This is a genomic window from Streptomyces sp. NPDC029526, assembly GCF_040637405.1.
GTDB lineage: Bacteria > Actinomycetota > Actinomycetes > Streptomycetales > Streptomycetaceae > Streptomyces.
Genome location: NZ_JBEZWE010000009.1, coordinates 193,833 through 212,106 on the forward strand (window position 1 = coordinate 193,833; position 18,274 = coordinate 212,106).

17 protein-coding genes are annotated in these 18,274 nt (G+C 73.9%); 1 reads left to right on the top strand and 16 read right to left on the bottom strand.

The annotated features are described in order from the left end of the window. The first annotated feature begins 19 nt into the window (after nucleotides 1-19). On the top strand, nucleotides 20-640 hold the full coding sequence (locus AB0F01_RS20705) for a DsbA family protein (RefSeq protein WP_362097577.1): 621 nt from the start codon (nucleotides 20-22) through the stop codon (nucleotides 638-640). 179 nt (nucleotides 641-819) lie between these two features. Here the strand turns inward: AB0F01_RS20705 and AB0F01_RS20710 are convergent, their stop codons facing one another. From AB0F01_RS20710 to AB0F01_RS20785, 16 genes are all read right to left on the bottom strand, one after another. Then, the gene (locus AB0F01_RS20710) at nucleotides 820-1,557 is read right to left on the bottom strand and encodes a sirohydrochlorin chelatase (RefSeq protein WP_362097580.1); all 738 of its coding nucleotides are present in this window, start codon (nucleotides 1,555-1,557) and stop codon (nucleotides 820-822) included. Between the two features lie 8 nt (nucleotides 1,558-1,565). After that, nucleotides 1,566-2,459: an ABC transporter permease gene (locus tag AB0F01_RS20715; protein ID WP_362097583.1), complete on the bottom strand. Its 894-nt coding sequence runs from the start codon at nucleotides 2,457-2,459 to the stop codon at nucleotides 1,566-1,568. Further along, a complete protein-coding gene (locus AB0F01_RS20720; RefSeq protein ID WP_362097586.1) occupies nucleotides 2,446-3,261 on the bottom strand; it encodes an ABC transporter ATP-binding protein in 816 nt (271 codons plus the stop codon). The genes AB0F01_RS20715 and AB0F01_RS20720 overlap by 14 nt, the downstream gene beginning before the upstream one ends. Before the next feature lie 34 nt (nucleotides 3,262-3,295). Continuing rightward, nucleotides 3,296-4,399 (bottom strand): aliphatic sulfonate ABC transporter substrate-binding protein, encoded by a 1,104-nt coding sequence (locus tag AB0F01_RS20725; RefSeq protein WP_362097588.1) that lies wholly within the window; start codon nucleotides 4,397-4,399, stop codon nucleotides 3,296-3,298. Between the two features lie 252 nt (nucleotides 4,400-4,651). Then, nucleotides 4,652-5,986, bottom strand: a complete 1,335-nt coding sequence (locus AB0F01_RS20730) for a GTP-binding protein (protein WP_362097590.1) — start codon at nucleotides 5,984-5,986, stop codon at nucleotides 4,652-4,654. Between the two features lie 2 nt (nucleotides 5,987-5,988). Beyond that, nucleotides 5,989-6,942 carry a sulfate adenylyltransferase subunit CysD gene (cysD, locus tag AB0F01_RS20735; RefSeq protein ID WP_362097593.1) on the bottom strand — a complete coding sequence of 318 codons (954 nt, stop codon included), beginning with the start codon at nucleotides 6,940-6,942 and terminating at the stop codon, nucleotides 5,989-5,991. Beyond that, nucleotides 6,939-7,475: an adenylyl-sulfate kinase gene (gene cysC, locus AB0F01_RS20740; RefSeq protein ID WP_362097682.1), complete on the bottom strand. Its 537-nt coding sequence runs from the start codon at nucleotides 7,473-7,475 to the stop codon at nucleotides 6,939-6,941. Before cysC ends, cysD begins: the two co-directional genes overlap by 4 nt. Nucleotides 7,476-7,501: 26 nt before the next feature. After that, nucleotides 7,502-8,212 carry a phosphoadenylyl-sulfate reductase gene (locus tag AB0F01_RS20745; RefSeq protein WP_362097596.1) on the bottom strand — a complete coding sequence of 237 codons (711 nt, stop codon included), beginning with the start codon at nucleotides 8,210-8,212 and terminating at the stop codon, nucleotides 7,502-7,504. Next, a complete protein-coding gene (locus tag AB0F01_RS20750; RefSeq protein ID WP_362097598.1) occupies nucleotides 8,209-8,388 on the bottom strand; it encodes a hypothetical protein in 180 nt (59 codons plus the stop codon). The genes AB0F01_RS20745 and AB0F01_RS20750 overlap by 4 nt, the downstream gene beginning before the upstream one ends. Continuing rightward, a complete protein-coding gene (locus tag AB0F01_RS20755; protein WP_362097601.1) occupies nucleotides 8,385-10,082 on the bottom strand; it encodes a nitrite/sulfite reductase in 1,698 nt (565 codons plus the stop codon). Before AB0F01_RS20755 ends, AB0F01_RS20750 begins: the two co-directional genes overlap by 4 nt. A 232-nt stretch (nucleotides 10,083-10,314) precedes the next feature. Next, complete coding sequence (locus AB0F01_RS20760; protein WP_360594463.1) at nucleotides 10,315-10,398, bottom strand: putative leader peptide; 84 nt, start codon at nucleotides 10,396-10,398, stop codon at nucleotides 10,315-10,317. Between the two features lie 127 nt (nucleotides 10,399-10,525). Next, the gene (locus tag AB0F01_RS20765; protein ID WP_362097604.1) at nucleotides 10,526-11,098 is read right to left on the bottom strand and encodes a GNAT family N-acetyltransferase; all 573 of its coding nucleotides are present in this window, start codon (nucleotides 11,096-11,098) and stop codon (nucleotides 10,526-10,528) included. 268 nt (nucleotides 11,099-11,366) lie between these two features. Then, on the bottom strand, nucleotides 11,367-12,716 hold the full coding sequence (locus tag AB0F01_RS20770) for a hypothetical protein (RefSeq protein WP_362097606.1): 1,350 nt from the start codon (nucleotides 12,714-12,716) through the stop codon (nucleotides 11,367-11,369). Between the two features lie 211 nt (nucleotides 12,717-12,927). Then, on the bottom strand, nucleotides 12,928-14,304 hold the full coding sequence (locus tag AB0F01_RS20775) for a hypothetical protein (RefSeq protein WP_362097608.1): 1,377 nt from the start codon (nucleotides 14,302-14,304) through the stop codon (nucleotides 12,928-12,930). A gap of 340 nt (nucleotides 14,305-14,644) precedes the next feature. Next, on the bottom strand, nucleotides 14,645-16,123 hold the full coding sequence (locus AB0F01_RS20780) for a GAF domain-containing protein (RefSeq protein WP_362097684.1): 1,479 nt from the start codon (nucleotides 16,121-16,123) through the stop codon (nucleotides 14,645-14,647). 464 nt (nucleotides 16,124-16,587) lie between these two features. Next, nucleotides 16,588-18,222, bottom strand: a complete 1,635-nt coding sequence (locus AB0F01_RS20785) for an acyl-CoA dehydrogenase family protein (protein ID WP_362097610.1) — start codon at nucleotides 18,220-18,222, stop codon at nucleotides 16,588-16,590. Nucleotides 18,223-18,274: the final 52 nt, after the last annotated feature.

An 18,274-nucleotide genomic window follows, 5' to 3' on the forward strand; every position in this document is an offset into this window, starting at 1 on the left:
GGTGCCTACCGTCGACGGCATGACGCACACGACGCCCGCCACCCGGGTCGACTGCTGGTTCGACCCGGCCTGCCCCTTCGCCTGGATCACCTCCCGCTGGCTGCTGGAGGTGGAGCGGCACCGCCGTCTCGACCTGCGGTTCCGGGTGATGAGCCTGTACCTGCACAACGAGGGCAACGAACTGCCCGACTGGTACCGGGATCTGGTCGACCGGTCCCTCGGACCGGTCCGGGTGGCGGTGGCCGCCGCCGAGCGGCACGGCGAGAAGGTGCTGCGGGACCTGTACACCGCCTTCGGCACCCGGATCCACGAGCGGGGCGCGGAGGACTTCGGCGCGGTGGTCGCCGAGTCCCTCGCCGAGCTGGGTCTGCCCGACGGCCTGGCGGCGGCCGCCCACGACCCGGCCTACGACGCCGCCGTCCGGCGCAGCCACGAGGCGGGCGCCGAACCGGACTCGGGCGGCTACGTGGGCACGCCCACCCTGCACGTCGACTCCGCGGTGTGGTTCGGCCCCGTGCTGCGGGCGGTCCCGCGGGGCGAGCGGGCGGCGGAGCTGTTCGACGCCTTCCGGGTGCTGGCCCGCGACCCGGACGTCTTCGAGCTGAAGCGGACCCGCACCGGCGGCCTGTCCTTCGCCTGACGGCCCGCTCCCGGCCCGGAGCGCTCCACCGGGTGCGCCCGCCCCCGACGGGGAGCGCGGCTCCGGGTGCGCCCGCCCTCGGCCGGGAACCCTCCTCCGGGAGCGCCCCTCCGGGCGTGCGGGGAGACGGAAACAGGCGGGCGGCCCGGACGCGGACGCCCGGCGCCGGGATACGGGTCTCAGGCCCCCAGCGCCGACGGCAGCGGCATCCGCGCCGCGTCGTACCGCTCCAGCAGCACCCGGGCCACCTCCGGGGCCGGGCCCAGCACGTCGGCCAGGACGTCCGCCCCGGCCGCGCCCCGCGCGATGCGGTCCGGGAGGAAACCGGGGGCCAGCACGTAGGGGGCGACCGCGACCCGGGCGCAGCCCAGCTCGCGCAGTTCCCGCACCACGTCCTCGGTGCGGGGCAGGGAGGCGGAGGCGAACGCAGGCCGCACGGCGCACCAACCGGTGTGCCGCCACTCCCGCGCGATGTCTGCGATCACTGCGATCGCCTCCGGGTCGGAGGACCCCGCCGACGCCAGGACGACGCCGGTCGAGGACCGGTCGGCGGGCCGGACGCCCGCCTCGTACAGCCGCCGCTCCAGGGCCCGCAGCAGCAGCGGGGACGGGCCGAGCACGTCGGCCCGGTGGACGCGCAGCCGGGACGGCGCCTGGGCCAACGCCGCCGGGAGGTCCGTCTTGGCGTGGAAGGCGCGGGTCAGCAGCAGCGGCAGGGCGACGACGTCCCGCACTCCCTCCGCCTCCAGCGACGCCAGCGCGCCCGGGACCGAGGGGACGTTGAACTCCAGGAACGCGGTCTCCACGCGCAGCCCGGGCCGCAGCGACCGCACCCGGCGCACCAGGGCGTGCACGGTCGCGGCGTGCCGGGGGTCGCGGCTGCCGTGCGCGACGACGAGCAGGACGGGTCGGTGCATGACGTGCCTCAGCCCTTCACCAGCAGACCGCGGCTGCGCAGCACCCACCGCTCCAGCGGACTGAAGATCAGCAGGTCGATGGCGATGCCCACGGTCAGGATCAGCAGGATGGCCTCGAACACCATGGCCATGTCGCTGGCGTTGCGGCCGTTCTCCAGCAACTGGCCCAGGCCCACGCCCAGGTCGGGGAACGAGGCGATGATCTCGGCGGCCATCAGCGAGCGCCAGGAGAACGCCCAGCCCTGCTTCAGGCCCGCCACGTAGCCGGGCAGCGCCGCCGGCAGCACAATGTGCCAGGTGCCCTTGAGCCCGGTCGCGCCCAGGGTGCGCCCGGCCCGCAGGAACAGCGGGGACACCTGGTCGACGCCGGAGACCAGCCCGTTGGCGATGGAGGGCACCGCGCCGAGCAGGATCACCGCGTACATCATCTGGTTGTTCAGGCCCAGCCAGATCACGGCCGGCGGCACCCAGGCCACCGACGGCAGCGACTGCAGCCCCGACAGGATGGGGCCGATGGCCGCGCGCACGAACTTCACCCGCGCCACCAGCAGCCCCAGCGGGGTGCCGATGAGCAGCGCGAGGAAGAAGCCGAGCAGACCGCGCGAGACACTGGTCCAGATGTAGCCGAGGAGTTCGCCCTCCAGCCACGCCCGCTCCAGCACCTGCCACACCGCGCCCGGCGGGGGCAGCTTGGTCGGGTCGTCCACGATCCGGAACGAGACCAGTGCCTGCCACACCGCCAGCACCAGGGCCACCGCGATCACCGGCGGGAGGATCTTCTCGGTGAAGGTCTGCCGGAACGGCTTGCGGCCGGTCTGCACCGTCTCCAGCGCGTCGAGCCCGGCCTCCAGGCCGGCGAGGTCGCTCCCGTCCTTGGCGGTGGTCGTGTCAGTGCTGGCCATGACGGCGGATCTCCCCACGGAGTTCTTCGGTGATCTCGACGGACAGTTCCGCGACGGCGGTGTCCTCGATGCGGCGCGGGTGCGGAATGTCCACCGTCCACTGGCGGGCGATCCGCCCCGGCCGGGAGGACAGCAGGACGACCCGCTGGGCGAGCCGCACGGCCTCCCGCACGTTGTGCGTGACGAACAGGACGGACAGCGGTCCGGTGGCGGAGCCGCCGGTGTTGGCGGTCCGCCAGATCCGGGTCAGCTCGTCGTGCAGCACGTCCCGGGTGATGGCGTCCAGCGCCGCGAACGGCTCGTCCATCAGCAGCAGCCGGCTCTCCTGGGCGAGTGCCCGCGCCATCGCCACCCGCTGGCGCATGCCGCCGGACAGCTCGTGCACCCGCTTGCCGTGCGCGCCCTCCAGCCGCACCAGTCCGAGCAGTTCCTCGGCCCGCTCCCGGCGCTCGGACTTCGCCACGCCCCGCAGTTTCAGGGCGAGTTCGATGTTCTTGCCCGCGGTCAGCCAGGGGAACAGCGCGTGTTCCTGGAACATCAGCGCGGGGCGGCCGTCGGTGGTGATGGTGCCCGCGCTGGGCCGGTCGAGGCCGGCGACCAGGTTGAGCAGGGTGGACTTGCCGCAGCCCGACGCCCCCAGCAGGGTGACGAACTCGCCCGGCGCGACATCGAGGCTGATGTCGTCCAGCACGAGCTGCCGCCCCGCCGGGTTCGCGAACGACTTCGATACGTGCTCGATCCGGGCGGAGTGCGTCGCCGTCTCGGTGCCGTCGGCGGCCCTGGCGAGCGTGGTCGTGGCCATGGTCGTCACCTCCTGGGAGTGGTCGGGGTCGGGGTCACGGGGCGCCGAGACCGGCGTCGTCGACGGTGGGGGCGCCCGCGTCCGCCAGGACCTTGTTGAGGGGCGCGAGGTCGTAGATGCCGTCCAGGCGGGCCGATTCCAGCAGGCCCGCGTCGACGGCGTGCCGAGCCTGGGTGGAGAGGGTGGCGGCGAGCGGGTCGTCGGTGAACCGGATCGACGACCACGCCGGGTCGATGACCTCCGCCGGCAGGGCCTTGCCGGAGTCGAGGGCCAGCTGCTCGTTCGCGGCCTTCTTCGCCTCCTGCGGGTGGGCGTTGATCCACCGGTTGGCCGCGACGGACGCCCGCAGCACCGCCTCGACGGCCGCCGGGTGTTCCCGCAGGAACTCCTGCCGCACGACGATGTTGGTGATGACGAACTTCTCGTCCGGCCACAGCGACGCCTCGTCCAGCAGGACCTTCCCGCCGTCGGCGACCAGCTGGGACGCGGTCGGTTCCGGCACCCAGGCGCCGTCGACCGAACCCGACCGGAAGGCGTCCGGGGTGACCTTGTTGTCGCTGCGGACGACCGTCACGTCGCCCCTCCCGCTCAGCGGGTCGACCTTCCAGCCGCGCCCGGCCGCCCAGTCGAGGAAGGCGACGTCCTGCGTGTTGCCGAGCTGCGGGGTCGCGATCCGCTTGCCCTCGACGTCCTCCAGGGAGCGGATCCGGTCCGGGTTCACCACCAGCTTCACCCCGCCGGACGCCGAGCCGCCGATGATCCGCAGGTTCCTGCCCTCGGCCTTGACGTAGCCGTTGACGGCGGGGGAGGGGCCGATCCAGCCGATGTCGACGGAGCCGGAGTTCAGCGCCTCGATCTGGGAGGGCCCGGCGTTGAACACCGCGTACCGCGCCCGGGTCGCGCCCAGTTCCTTCTGGAAGAAGCCCTTGCGGTTGCCCACCAGCGCGGTCCCGTGCGTGAGGTTCCCGAAGTAGCCGATCCGGACGGAGTCGAGGCCGTCGGTCTTCCTCGCCCCGGCCGCGATCTCGGCGGTGCCGCGGTCCTTGGCCTGCGAGCCGTAGCCGCAGGCGGCCAGGGCGAGCAGCGGGAGCACGGCCAGCACGGTCAGCGCGCGGCGCGGGACGGATGTGGCAGACACGGGAGGTGTTCCTCTCGTAGGGCCCGGCGGTCGCGCGACGCTCAGGTCGCGGCCGGGTGGTCGGCAGGTTTTCGCCGGTGACGGCGGGGGCGGTGGGCGCGCGGGCGGCGCGCGTACGTCATCGCGCACATCGCGCGACCCCGCCCTGCCCGCCCCCGAACTCCGTGCGGGGGGACCGCCGGCCCGGGGTTCCGCCGCCGGCCCGTCCGCCCTCCTCGGCGCACGTGGCGCGGTAGTCGGTGCCGTTCATCGTCAGAAGTCCCACCCGTCGTCCTCGGCCGGGTTCTTGACCGGCTCGGGTGCGGCGAAGGACTCGCCGACCATGCCCGCGGTCAGCGTGGTGCCGTCGGCCGGGTCGATGAGGATGAAGGAGCCGGTGCGCCGCGAGTCCGAGTAGGAGTCGGCCGGCAGCGGCTCGGCGGTGCGGATCTTCACCCGGCCGATGTCGTTGGCGGCCAGCGTCCCGGGGTGCGGGTGCAGGGACAGGTCGTCCAGGGTCAGCCGCGACGGGATGTCCTTGACGATCGCCTTGACGGTGCGGGTGCCGTGCTTGAGCAGCACCCGGTGGCCGACGGTGAGCGGCTGGTCGGCGACGTGGCACACGGTGGCGTCGAGGTCCTGCGTGGTGGCGGGCGCGTCCTGGGCGGGCACCAGCAGGTCGCCGCGCGAGATGTCGATGTCGTCGGCCAGCAGCAGGGTGACCGACTGCGGTGTCCAGGCCGCCTCGACGGGCTCCCCGAGCAGGTCGATCCCGGTGATCGTGGTCGACCGCCCGGAGGGCAGCACCGTCACCGCGTCGCCCACCCGGAACGTGCCGGCGGCGATCTGCCCGGCGTAGCCCCGGTAGTCGGGGTGCTCGGCGCTCTGCGGCCGGATCACGTACTGCACCGGCAGCCGGGCGTGGCACCGCGTCAGGTCGTGGCTGACCGGCACGGTCTCCAGGTGCTCCAGGACCGTCGGGCCGCCGTACCAGTCCATGTGCGAGGACGGCTCCACCACGTTGTCGCCCACCAGCGCCGAGATCGGCACCGCGGTCACCTCGGGCACGCCCAGCTCGGTCGCGTAGGCGGTGAACTCCTCGGCGATGGCGGCGAACACGGACTCCTGGTAGCCGACCAGGTCCATCTTGTTGACGGCGAGCACCACGTGCGGCACCCGCAGCAGGGCGGCGATCGCCGCGTGCCGCCGGGTCTGCTCGACCACGCCGTTGCGGGCGTCCACGAGGATCACCGTCAGCTCGGCGGTGGAGGCGCCGGTGACCATGTTCCGGGTGTACTGCACGTGGCCCGGGGTGTCGGCGAGGATGAACCGCCGCCGGGGCGTGGCGAAGTAGCGGTAGGCCACGTCGATGGTGATGCCCTGCTCCCGCTCGGCCCGCAGGCCGTCGGTGAGCAGCGCCAGGTCGGGGGCCTCCTGGCCGCGGCTCGCCGACGCCCGCTCCACGGCCTCCAGTTGATCGGTGAGGACCGACTTGGAGTCGTGCAGCAGCCGGCCCACCAGGGTGGACTTGCCGTCGTCGACGGACCCGGCGGTGGCGAACCGCAGCAGCGTGGTCTCCGCGAGCGCCTCGGTCGTGATCGTGCTCATCTCTAGAAGTACCCCTCGCGCTTGCGGTCTTCCATCGCGGCCTCGGAGAGCTTGTCGTCGGCGCGGGTGGCGCCGCGCTCGGTGAGCCGGGAGGCGGCGATCTCCGTGATCACCTTCTCGATGGTGTCGGCGTCGGAGTCGACGGCGCCGGTGCAGGACATGTCGCCCACCGTCCGGTACCGCACGGTCCGCTTCTCCACCGGCTCGTCGTCCCTCGGGCCGCCCCACTCGCCGGCCGTCAGCCACATCCCGGCCCGCCGGAACACCTCGCGCTCGTGCGCGAAGTAGATCCCGGGCAGTTCGATGCGCTCGCGGGCGATGTACTGCCACACGTCCAGTTCGGTCCAGTTGGACAGCGGGAACACGCGGACGTGCTCGCCGGGGGCGTGCCGGCCGTTGTACAGGTTCCACAGTTCGGGGCGCTGGCGGCGCGGGTCCCACTGGGAGAACTCGTCGCGCAGCGAGAACACCCGCTCCTTGGCCCGGGCCTTCTCCTCGTCGCGGCGCCCCCCGCCGAACACTGCGTCGAACCGCTCGGCGGCGATCTTCTCGGTGAGCGGCAGCGTCTGGAGCGGGTTGCGGGTGCCGTCGGGGCGCTCCTTGAGCACCCCGCGGTCGATGTAGTCCTGTACGGACGCGACGTGCAGCCGCAGCCCGTGCCGGGCGACGGTGCGGTCGCGGTACTCCAGGACCTCGGGGAAGTTGTGCCCGGTGTCCACGTGCAGCAGGGCGAAGGGCACCGGCGCGGGCGCGAACGCCTTGAGCGCCAGGTGCAGCATGAGGATGGAGTCCTTGCCGCCGGAGAAGAGGATCACCGGGTTCTCGAACTCCCCGGCCACCTCGCGGAAGATGTGCACCGCCTCCGACTCGAGCGCGTCGAGGTGGGAGAGGGCGTACGGGCCGGGGGACCCCTCCGTGCCACCGGTGTTCTCCGTGACCGTTGCGACGGTCGTCATGCCAGTCCCCTTTCGCTCAGCAGGGTGTGCACCGCCGCGGCGGACTCCTGGACGGTCTGGTGCTGCGACTCGATGCGCAGGTCGGGTGCCTGGGGCTCCTCGTACGGGTCGTCCACGCCGGTCAGCCCGGTGAGTTCGCCCGCGGCCTGCTTGGCGTACAGGCCCTTGACGTCCCGTACGGAGCAGACCTCGACCGGGGTCGCCACGTGGACCTCGACGTAGGGCGTGCCGTTGGCCGCGTGGCGCTTGCGGACCGCTTCCCGGCTGTCGGCGTAGGGCGCGATGACGGGGACGAGGGCGGTGACGCCGTTGCGGGCGAGCAGTTCGGCGACGAAGCCGATGCGCTGCACGTTGGTGTGCCGGTCCTCGCGGCCGAAGCCGAGGCCCGCCGAGAGGAACGCGCGGATCTCGTCGCCGTCGAGCACCTCCACGGGCCGGCCCGAAGCGCGCAGCAGGCCGGCGAGTTCGTGGGCGATGGTGGTCTTGCCGGCGCTCGGCAGACCCGTGAGCCAGACGGTGGCTCCGGTCGTCACGGTGGTCTCCTGGGGGTTCGTCATGGTCAGCCGTGCAGCCCGCACTCGGTCTTGGCCCGGCCCGCCCAGCGGCCGGCGCGGGCGTCCTCGCCCTCCAGCACGCGGCGGGTGCAGGGCGCGCAGCCCACGGAGGCGTAGCCGTCGGTGAGCAACGGGTTGGTGAGCACCCCGTGTTCGGCGACGTAGGCGTCCACGTCGTCCTGGGTCCAGCGGGCGATCGGCGAGATCTTGACCTTCTGCCGCTTCTCGTCCCAGCCGACCACCGGGGTGTGGGCCCGGGTCGGGGACTCCTCGCGGCGCAGCCCGGTCGCCCATGCCTGATAGCCCGTCAGGCCCTGTTCCAGCGGCAGCACTTTGCGCAGTCGGCAGCACAGGTCGGGGTCCCGGTCGTGCAGCTTGGGGCCGTACTCGGCGTCCTGCTCGGCCACCGTCTGCCGCGGGGTGAGCGTGATGACGTTGACGTCCATCACGGCGTCGACCGCGTCCCGGGTGCCGATGGTCTCCTCGAAGTGGTAGCCGGTGTCCAGGAACACCACGTCCACGCCGGGCATCACCCGGGAGGCGAGGTGGGCGACCACCGCGTCCTCCATCGAGGAGGTCACGCAGAAGCGGCTGCCGAACGTCTGTGCCGCCCACCGCAGGATCTCCAGCGCGGAGGCGTCCTCCAGCTCCCGGCCGGCCCGGTCGGCAAGCTCTTTCAACTCCTCGGCTGCATACGTGTCCTGACGTACCGTCATGCCGTATCCCCTCCCGTGTCCGCCTGCCGTGTCCCGCGGGCGAGCAGCCCGAGGAACTTCAGCCGGAAGGCCCGGTTGCAGGCGGCGCACTCCCACGCCCCCGGTCCGTCCTCACCGGGACGCAGGTCCTCGTCGCCGCAGTACGGGCAGTGGAACGGGGCCGCCCGCTCGCTCACGACAGGGCCTCCTCGGAGGCGCGCGCGGCCCAGGCCGCGAACCGCTCGCCGTCCTCGCGCTCCGCCTGGAAGCGCTTGAGGACCCGCTCGATGTAGTCGGGCAGTTCGTCCGAGGTCACCTTCAGGCCGCGCACCTTCCGGCCGAAGGACGGCTCCAGGCCGAGGGCGCCGCCCAGGTGCACCTGGTAGCCGCCGACCTGACGGCCCTCTGCGTCGGTGACCAGCTGGCCCTTGAGGCCGATGTCCGCGGTCTGGATGCGGGCGCAGGCGTTGGGGCAGCCGTTGAGGTTGATGGTGAGGGGTTCGTCGAAGTCCGGCAGCCGGCGCTCGAGTTCGTCGATGAGCTCGCTGCCGCGCTCCTTGGTCTCCACGATGGCCAGCTTGCAGAACTCGATGCCCGTGCAGGCCATCGTGCCGCGCCGGAACGGGGAGGGGGTGACGCGCAGGTCCAGCGCCTCCAGGCCGTCGACGAGGGAGTCGACCCGGTCCTGCGGCACGTCCAGGACGATCATCTTCTGCTCGACGGTGGTGGAGACCCGTCCGGAGCCGTGCTCCTCGGCCAGCGCGGCGACCTTGGTGAGCAGCGAGCCGTCCATGCGGCCCACGCGGGGGGCGAAGCCCACGTAGAAGCGGCCGTCCTTCTGCCGGTGCACGCCGATGTGGTCGCGCCACTGCTGGGCGGGCATCTCGGGCGCCGGGCCGTCGATCAGCTTGCGGCCCAGGTAGTCGTCCTCCAGGACCTGGCGGAACTTCTCCGCCCCCCAGTCGGCGACCAGGAACTTCAGCCGGGCGCGGTTGCGCAGCCGGCGGTAGCCGTGGTCGCGGAAGATCGTGGTGACCGCCTCCCACACGTCCGGCACGTCCTGCTCGGGCACCCACGCGCCCAGCCGCACACCGAACTTGGGGTTGGTGGACAGCCCGCCGCCGACCCACAGGTCGAAGCCGGGCCCGTGCTCGGGGTGGACCACGCCGACGAACGAGATGTCGTTGATCTCGTGCGCCACGTCCAGCAGCGGGGAGCCGGAGACGGCCGTCTTGTACTTGCGCGGCAGGTTGGAGAAGCGCGGGTCGCCGATGTAGCGGCGGACGATCTCGTCCAGCGCGGCGGTGCCGTCGATGATCTCGTCCTCGGCCACACCGGCCACCGGGGAGCCGAGCATGCCGCGCGGGCAGTCCCCGCACGCCTCGGTGGTGGACAGGCCGACCGCCTCCAGGCGTTCCCAGATCGTGGGCACGTCCTCGATGCGCACCCAGTGGAACTGGACGTTCTGCCGGTCGGTGATGTCCGCGGTGCCCCGGGCGTAGGTCTCGGAGAGTTCGCCGATCACCCGCAGCTGCTCGGTGGTGAGCCGTCCGCCGGTGATGCGGACCCGCAGCATGAAGTACTCGTCCTCCAGCTCCTCCGGCTCCAGCACCCCGGTGCGGCCGCCGTCGATGCCGGGGCGGCGCTGGGTGTACAGCCCCCACCAACGGAAGCGCCCGCGCAGGTCGTTGGGGTCGATGGAGTCGAAACCGCGCTTGGAGTAGATCGTCTCAATACGTGTCCGTACGTTGAGACCGTCGTCGTCCTTCTTGAGCTGCTCGTTGCCGTTCAGCGGGGTGTGGTGACCCGCCGCCCACTGACCCTCGCCGCGGTGACGGCTCACCTTGCGGCGGACAGACGCGGCGGCGGACTTCGGCGGGGTGGCGGCCATGGGGGGTACGTCCTTCGGACAGCGGTGGATGGTGTCGGCGCGCGGCGCCGACGGGTGCGGGGCGAGGTCGGACGGCAGGTGCACGGCCTTGACCAGCGTTTTCGCGGCGTGCGGCAGACCTGCGCGTCATTGCGCGGGCACGAGCGCGGGGGAGCGGAGGGAGGCCGGGGGCCTCAGAGGGAGGAGAACCGGTGGTGCTGGAGCCCGTGGCCGAGGGGCCACTGAGGGGCCGTCAGCGCATCGGACAGATGGCGCTGGACATGCGGCCGAGGTCGACGTGTCGCCGACTCACCAAGGCGATTCCAGTTCCAGGCATGGCGGAAGCCTGGCACGGCGCTCGGGAGCCAGTCCAGCTTTATCCAAAATGCGGACACCCTTGTCTCGTTGTGCGAGACAAGGGTGTCCTTGGTCACGTTTGGCGCGGAGCGTCTTGCCGACGCCGGTCAGGCGGGGTAGGCCCCCGGCCACGGACCGGGCGTCGCCACCTCCGGCTCCTGCTCGACCTTGGTGTCGAACAGCCGGAAACCGCGCCGCAGGTAGTTGTCCATGGCGTGCTCGCCGTCCTTGCTGCACGTGTGCAGCCACACCCGGCGGGTCGGTTTCACGCCGGGCCACCGCTCCGCCAGGTCCCACGCCCGCGCCACCCCGTACGACAGCAGGTGGCCGCCGATCCGGCGCCCCCGGAAGGCGGGGATCAGCCCGAAGTAGACGATCTCCACCACCCCGTCGTCCTGGGCCTGGAGCTCCACGTACCCGGCGGGCGTCCCGCGGTCCTGGGCGACCCACGTCTCCACACCCGGCTGCTCCAGGTGCTCCGTCCACTGCGCGTACGTCCAGCCCAGCCGGTCGGTCCAGCGGATGTCACCGCCGACGGACGCGTACAGGAAGCGGCTGAACTCCGGCGAGGGCACCTCGGCGCGGACGATCCGCACGTCCCCCTCCGGCACGGCGGCCGGCCGGAGATCGGCGGGCGCCGTCTGCTCCAGCGACCAGGTGGTCACGGTGATGGTCGTCATGTCCGAAAGAGAACCATCCCGGGCGGGCCCGTGTCGAACGCCCGGCCGACTTGCCGGGCGCCGCGCCCGGCCTCCGGTCCCGGTCACGCTCCGGGACGCCCCCGGAGGAGTCCGTCCGCCCGCGCCCCGGCCGCCCGGACCGGCATCCGGCGGCGCTCCCCGGCGGTCCCGGAGCCGCCGTCCGGCCGACCGCACCCCGGGCGCACCCCGACCGCACCCCGGGCGGCCCCGGACCGGTCGTCCGGCCGCGTCACGCAAGGCGTCCGGATCAGTCGAGGGAGCGGTCCACCGAGTCCAGCGGCAGCGCGAACAGCATCCGGCCGGACTGCGACCACACCTCGCCGGTCTCCTGCCAGTACGACAGCGAGCCCGCGTCGCCGCTCCAGCAGCGGTGCGTGTCGTCCGCCCCGCAACGGGTGGGGCGCGCTCCCTCCGTGTCCTGCCGCCACAGCGTCCCGCGCTCGTCGGGCGTCCCGGTCACCCGTCCCAGGTACCAGCCCGACCGGTGGGACAGCACGCTGCGCACGTCGGTCAGCCGGGTCTCGTAGGCCGCGACCGCGTCCACGCGCGAGGCGGGGTCGGTCGCCAGGAGGCCGGACCGCAGCGGGTCCACACTGAACGCGTACCGCCACAACCGGGTCGGCCCGTCGTCGTCGTTCTCGGGCCGCGCCTCGTGCGCCACCAGGCTGTCCGGGGTGGTGCTGCGGTCCAGCGAGATGCCGCCCGGCAGCGGGGCGTCGGCGCCCGTCGTCCGGTACGCGCCCACCGCCGGGAGCACGTACCGTGCCCCCGCCGCCGACCAGCCGTCGGCCACCCGGCCCACCGACGGGCCCGTCACGGAGGCCCGCTGGACCCGGTCGATGTCGTACACGTACAGCGCGCTGCCGTCCTGCCGGTCGGCGGTCACCAGCAGTTTGTCCTGGTACCAGACCATCCCGGACACCGACGACGCCAGCGCCCGGTAGTCCCGGCCCTCCTGGACGGGTACGGCCAGCAGCACCCAGGTGTAGCTGGGTCCGCCGGCGGCGTCCCGGTCCACGAACGCGACCCGCGCCAGGCCGTCCCGGCCGGTGGTGCCGTCGGCGCCGGCCGACGAGCCGTCCGCCGATGCGTCCCCCGGGCCGCCGCTCACGGGACCGGACCGGCTCCAGCCGGACAGGATCACCCGGTGCCGGCCCCAGCGGCCGTCGTCGTCGGCGTCGCCGGACGTGGTGACCGCGCCCGCCTCCCAGCCGCTCGTGTCGGCACCGTCCCAGCAGTACGCGCGGGTCGCCTCGGGCTCGACGGGCAGCGCCCGCCGGTCGTCCGCCGGACAGGAGTCCGCCTCCCGCAGCACGCCGTCCGCGTCGGCGAGCACGGCGTCCATCGGGACGGCCGGGCCCATCCCGTCGGACAGGCGGTCCAGCCAGTCCCGCGGCACCGGGCGCTCGGTCAGCCGCAGCGGCGCCGTCGCGTCGGCGGAGGTGAGGGACTCCAGCGCCCCGGGATCGTCGGCCACGGTGGCCTGTGAGGTGCTGATCATCGTGGCCGCGGCGGTCAGCGCCAGGGCCGTCCCGGCCAGCGCCGCCCGGAGTGCTCTGCCCCGCCGACGACGGCGGTGTCTGCCGCGATGCTTCATACCGTCCTCCCGAGGCGAGCCAACTGCGTCCCGCGATCCTGGCGTTGCACGGGGCAGGGTGGGGTGGCCCGGAAGCCGATGCTACGACAGCCGCACCCGGCCGGGGGCGCGGACCCGGCAAGTGCGCGGAAACCGTGACCATCGCGGTGCCCCGCGGACCACCGGCCCCGGCGGCGGGCGGCGGGACGGGGCATCCGGCGCGTCCTGCGCGTCATGCGAAGACGGCCAGCCCGTACAGGACGAACACCATCAGGTGCGCCGGTCCGTGCAGGGCGGTGACCCGCCGCCCGGTGAAGGTGACGGCCGTCAGCAGCAGGCTCGTCCCCAGCAGGACGAGGTGGGCCGTGCTCTCGGCGAGCACCACCCGTTGCCCGGTGACCAGTCCGATCGTCAGCACGGCGGGGACGGTGAGCCCGACCGTGGACACCAGGGCTCCGTGGCACAGGTTGCTCACCCGCTGCATCTCCCCGCCCAGGGCGGCCCGGAGCGTGGTGATGGTCTCGGGCAGGAAGACGATCATCGCGATGACGACGCCGGACAGCGCCACCGGCGCGCCCACGCGGGCCAGGCCGTCGTCGAGCAGGGCCGCCATGTCGTGGGACAGCAGCACGATCGGCACCACCGTCGCCACCAGCAGCAGCGTCCGGGTGACGACCTCCGCACGGTGACCGGCCGACGGCCCGGCCGCCTCCCGCCGCGACGCGGGGTCCTGACCCGGGGTTTCGTCCGGGGCGAGGTGGCGGTTCCGGTGCGTGTCCCGGTCGTGGTCGTGGTCCCGGTCTCGGTTGATGTCCCGGTCGTGGTCCCGGTCCCGGTCTCGGTTCATGTCCAGGTCGTGGCCCCGGTTCATGTCCCGGTCCGGCGTGCGGTCCTCTCCCGGCCGGTGGGCGGAGGCCGTGGCGGGGCGCGTGGCCGGGGCGGGGTCCGTGGCGGGGGCGGGGTCCGTTGCCGTGCGCGGGAGGGGGACGACCTCCTGGAAGTCGGCGCGCTGGGCCCCCGTCTGCCGGAGGAGGAAGAACCCGTAGAGGACGACGGTGAGCGCGCTCAGGGCGACCGCCTGCCCCGGCCGGTAGGCGCCGTCGGTGCCGATGAGCCCGGGGAACGCGAACGCCACGGCCAGCAGCACCACCAGGAGCGCCAGGTAGGCGGAGACGCCGGTGCGGTTGGGCCGGAGGTCGTCGTGCCGGAGACCTCCGACCAGCAGGGCCGCGCCGACGACCAGGTTCAGGATGATCATCGACACGGCCATCACGGAGTCCCGGGCGATGGTCGCGTGTTCGCCCGGGCCCAGCATCACGGCGGCGATCAGCACGACTTCGATCAGGACGATGGAGAGGGTCAGCACCAGCGTGCCGTAAGGGTCGCCGAGCCGGCGGGCCAGGTGTTCGGCCTGGGCGACGACGCCGAAGGCGCAGACGACGATCACCGCGACGATCGCCGCGAGCACCGTCCACAGTGCGGGGGCCGACAGCTGTCCGGAGAGGAAGGGGCGGGCGGCCACCGTGGCGAGGAAGGCGCCCCAGCCGAGGGCGAGCCGGGCGAGCGCGGAGGGGGTGAGGACCGTTCGCAGGAGGGAGGGTGTGGGCACGGATGTCTACACGTTCTGCCGGGTCGTCCCTGCTCGTACCGCACCGGCGGGTCGTCCCGACGGCGTCCTTCCATCTCACTGTACCCGGCACCCCGTACCCGCCGACGAACCGGGCGCACCGCCCGCGACCTGGGACGACGTGACCCGTGGCACCCGTCGCCCGGGTCCTCGTCACCGCCGGCGCGGCCACGGGCTCGGCGGGCCGTCACCCCGGCCCGTGCGGGGCCGCGTGGGCGGGTGAACCCCGCCCGGCGGGTGACGGGGGCGCGGGCCGAGCCGGGCCGGGCCGGGCCCGGTCGGTCGGTCTGTCGGCGAAGCGAGCGGTCCGGGGGCCGTGGCCTCAAGGCTCCGTGGACGAACCCGGGTGGCGGGTCGCGCCCGGGCCGTCCGCACGAGGCTCCGGAACCGGGGCCGTCGTGTGGGGTCCCGCCGCCACTCCCATCGCCGGAGCCCCAGCCGGCGCCGCAGCCACCGGAGCCCCAGCCGCTGTGCGCGGATCCGTCCCGGCCGTCGCCGTCGCCGTCGCCGTCGTCGCCGCTGCCGTGCGCGGACGCGCCTCGGCCGCCGCCCGGCGCCGGGTCACCTCGGCCGCGGCCCGCGCGAACAAACCCCGCGGGTCGTCCGGCAGCAGCACCTCCACCTCGACGTCCTCCGCGAACCGGTACGGGCGGTGCTCCAGCAGCCCGCCGAGGTACCTCCGCACCCGGGACAGCTCCGCCCGCACCGTCACCGTGCGGCCGGGGTCGCCGAACATCTCCTCGGCCAGTTCCGCCGCGCTGCGACCGGACCGGCGCACCGCCAGCAGGTACAGCAACTCCGCGTGCCGGGGGCTCAGTTCCCGCGACCAGGTGCCCGCGCCGCCGGACACCGCGACCGACCAGCGGCGCGGCTCCCGCAGGTCCAGCTCGACCCGTCGTCCCGGGCAGGGCGCCGGCTCGTCCGCCGCCCGCACCAGCCAGCCCCCCGCCAGCGGCTCCAGCGTCGACCGGCCCAGCACGGGCAGCCACCGCACCCCGGCCGACAGCGTCTTCGGCAACGCCAGCCGCCGTACGTACGGCATGCCGGTGACCGCCGCCGTCCATCCGTACCGGTCCACCACCACGGCGCGCCCGTCGATACGGGCCAGGACCGGCGCGGCCACCGCGCGCAGCCGTTCCAGGGACTGCTGGTGCAGGTCCCGCAGCCGGGCCTCCGCCAGCTTCGCCACCGAGTCGACCCAGGCCAGCGTCGCCGGGTGCATCGTGTCCAGAGGCCCGCTCACGTCGACCACACCGATCAGCCGGCCGTCCCGCGGGTCCGTCACCGGTGCGCCGGTGCACGTCCAGGTCGCGTGGGAGCGGACGAAGTGCTCCGAGGCGAACACCTGCACCGGCCGCCGGGTGACGGCGGGCGTGCCCACCCCGTTGGTGCCGACGACGCTCTCCCGCCAGTCCGCGCCCACCTCCAGGCCCAGCACGTCGGCCCGGCGCAGCACCGGCGCGCTGCCCTCCCGCCACAGCACCCGGCCGTCGGCGTCGGCGACCACCATGATGTGCCGGGCGACGTCCGCCACCGTCAGCAGTCCGTCCCGCAACACCGGCAGGACATGCCGCAGCGGCGACGCCTCGCGGCGCCGCCGCACCTCCTCCGGGGACAGCAGGCGTGCCCGCACGTCGCGTTCGGGGTCGACGCCGCTGCGCAGCATCCGCGCCCACGACTCGCCGATCACCGGGCGCGGTGCCAGCGGCGCCCGCTGCCCGGCGAGGGTGGCCGAGCGGACCTCGTCCAGCACCCGTGCCGCGCGCGTCGCGTCGACGGCGGCCAGATGCGTCATGTCCATCGGCGAGAGTGCCACTGGTCCTCCTGGGGGGAGAACTCGGGGAGTGGCCCGAGCGGCCGGTCGGCCGCGCCCCCGAGATCCGTTCTGACAGTCTGTCTCATAGTGCCGTCCGCGCCGGGCGGACGTCGCACTCCCGTCACACACAGCAGCATGTTGCAACCCCCTGCAACCCTGGTGAACACCCGCCCCACCGAGGGAAACTCGGGTGACGCCGTCCCGAGCGGCGTCCGCGGTTCCCTGACCGGACCCGTGTGGCGGGGGTGGTGCCGTGTCGGCGCAGCACCACCCCCGCGTGGGAGAGCTCCGGGAGCCTCCCCCGCCACCGGGCAACCGGTCCCCGCACCCGCGAGTCGTCCGTGCCTCGGCGGCCGGCCGTGCGTCGTCCGCGCGTCGGCCGTAGCCCGTGTGCCGCCAGGTGCGCGTGTGTCGCCCGTCTCCCGTGACCGGCCGTGGTCCGGTCGCGGTCAGGCCGTCGGCCGTGCCCGTTCCACCAGCGACGCCAGGTCCAGGGTGTGCGGCAGCGTGCCGAAGACCGCGCCCCCGTCGCCGCCCAGCCGCCCCGCGCAGAACGCGTCCGCCACCTCCGGCGGCGCGAACCGCACCAGCAGCGAGCCCTGGAGCACCAGCGCCAGCCGCTCCACCAGACGGCGCGCCCGGCCCTCCACGCCGTCCAGGTCGGCCAGTTCGGTCAGCAGTCCCTTGACCGCCCCGTCCAGCCGGTGATCCGCCCCGCGCGCCAGTCCCACCTCGCGCAGATACGCGTCCAATGCCCCCGGCTCCCGGCGCAGCGCCCGCAGCACGTCCAGCGCCTGCACGTTCCCCGCGCCCTCCCACACCGAGTTCAACGGCGACTCCCGCACCAGCCGCGGCATCCCGGACTCCTCCACGTACCCGTTGCCGCCCAGGCACTCCGCCGCCTCCACCACCAGCGGCGCGCAGCGCTTGGTCACCCAGAACTTCGCCGTCGGCACCGCGATCCGCAGCAGTGCCCGCTCCTGCTCGCCGCCGTCGTCGTACGCGGCGGCCAGCCGCAGCGCCAGCGTCGTCGCGGCCTCCGATTCCAGGGCCAGGTCGGCCAGGACGTTGCGCATCAGCGGCTTGTCGATCAGCTTCCCGCCGAACGCCTCCCGGTGGGCGCAGTGGTGCACCGCCTGCGCCACCGCCTGCCGCATCAGGCCCGCCGAGCCCAGGACGCAGTCCAGCCGGGTCGCCGCCACCATCCCGATGATGGTGTGCACCCCCCGGCCCTCCTCGCCGACCCGGCGCGCCCACGTCCCGGCGAACTCGACCTCGGCCGAGGCGTTCGAGCGGTTGCCCAGCTTGTCCTTCAGCCGCTGGATCAGGAACGTGTTGCGGGTGCCGTCCTCCAGGACCCGCGGCACCAGGAAGCAGGTGAGCCCGCCGGGTGCCTGCGCCAGCACCAGGAAGGCGTCCGACATCGGCGCCGAGCAGAACCACTTGTGCCCGGTCAGCTCGTACGTGCCGTCCTCGGCGAGCGGGCGGGCCGCGGTGGTGTTCGCGCGGACGTCGCTCCCGCCCTGCTTCTCCGTCATGGCCATCCCGAACAGCGCCCCGGCCTTCTCTCCGGCCGGCCGCAGCCCGCGGTCGTAGACCTCCGACGTCAGGCGCGGCTCCCACACCGCGGCCAGGGCCGGATCGGTGCGCAGGGCCGGCACCGCCGCGTGCGTCATCGACAGCGGGCAGCAGTTGCCCGCCTCCACCTGCGTCCACACCACGAACGCCGCCGCCCGCCGCACATGCCCGCCGGGCCGTCCCCAGGCCGCCGTCAGGCCCGCGGACACCCCCTTGCCGAGCAGCCGGTGCCAGGACGGGTGGAACTCCACCTCGTCGATCCGGTGGCCGTAGCGGTCGTGGGTGTGCAGCCGCGGCGGATGCTCGTTCGCCAGCGCCCCCCACTCCAGCACCTGCGCCGACCCGGACGTGCGGCCCAGGCCCGTCAGCTCCGCCTCGGCCTCCTCGCGCACCTGCGGATCCAGGTGCCGTCCGACCGCCTCCACCAGGGCCCGGTCGGCGCCGAACACGTCGTACTGCACGAGGGGCGGAGCCTGGTTGGTCACGGTGTGCGTGGTGCCTGCCATGTCAGCGAACCTACCCCCAACCTCCGGCGCCTCACCCCGCACCGGCGGGCGG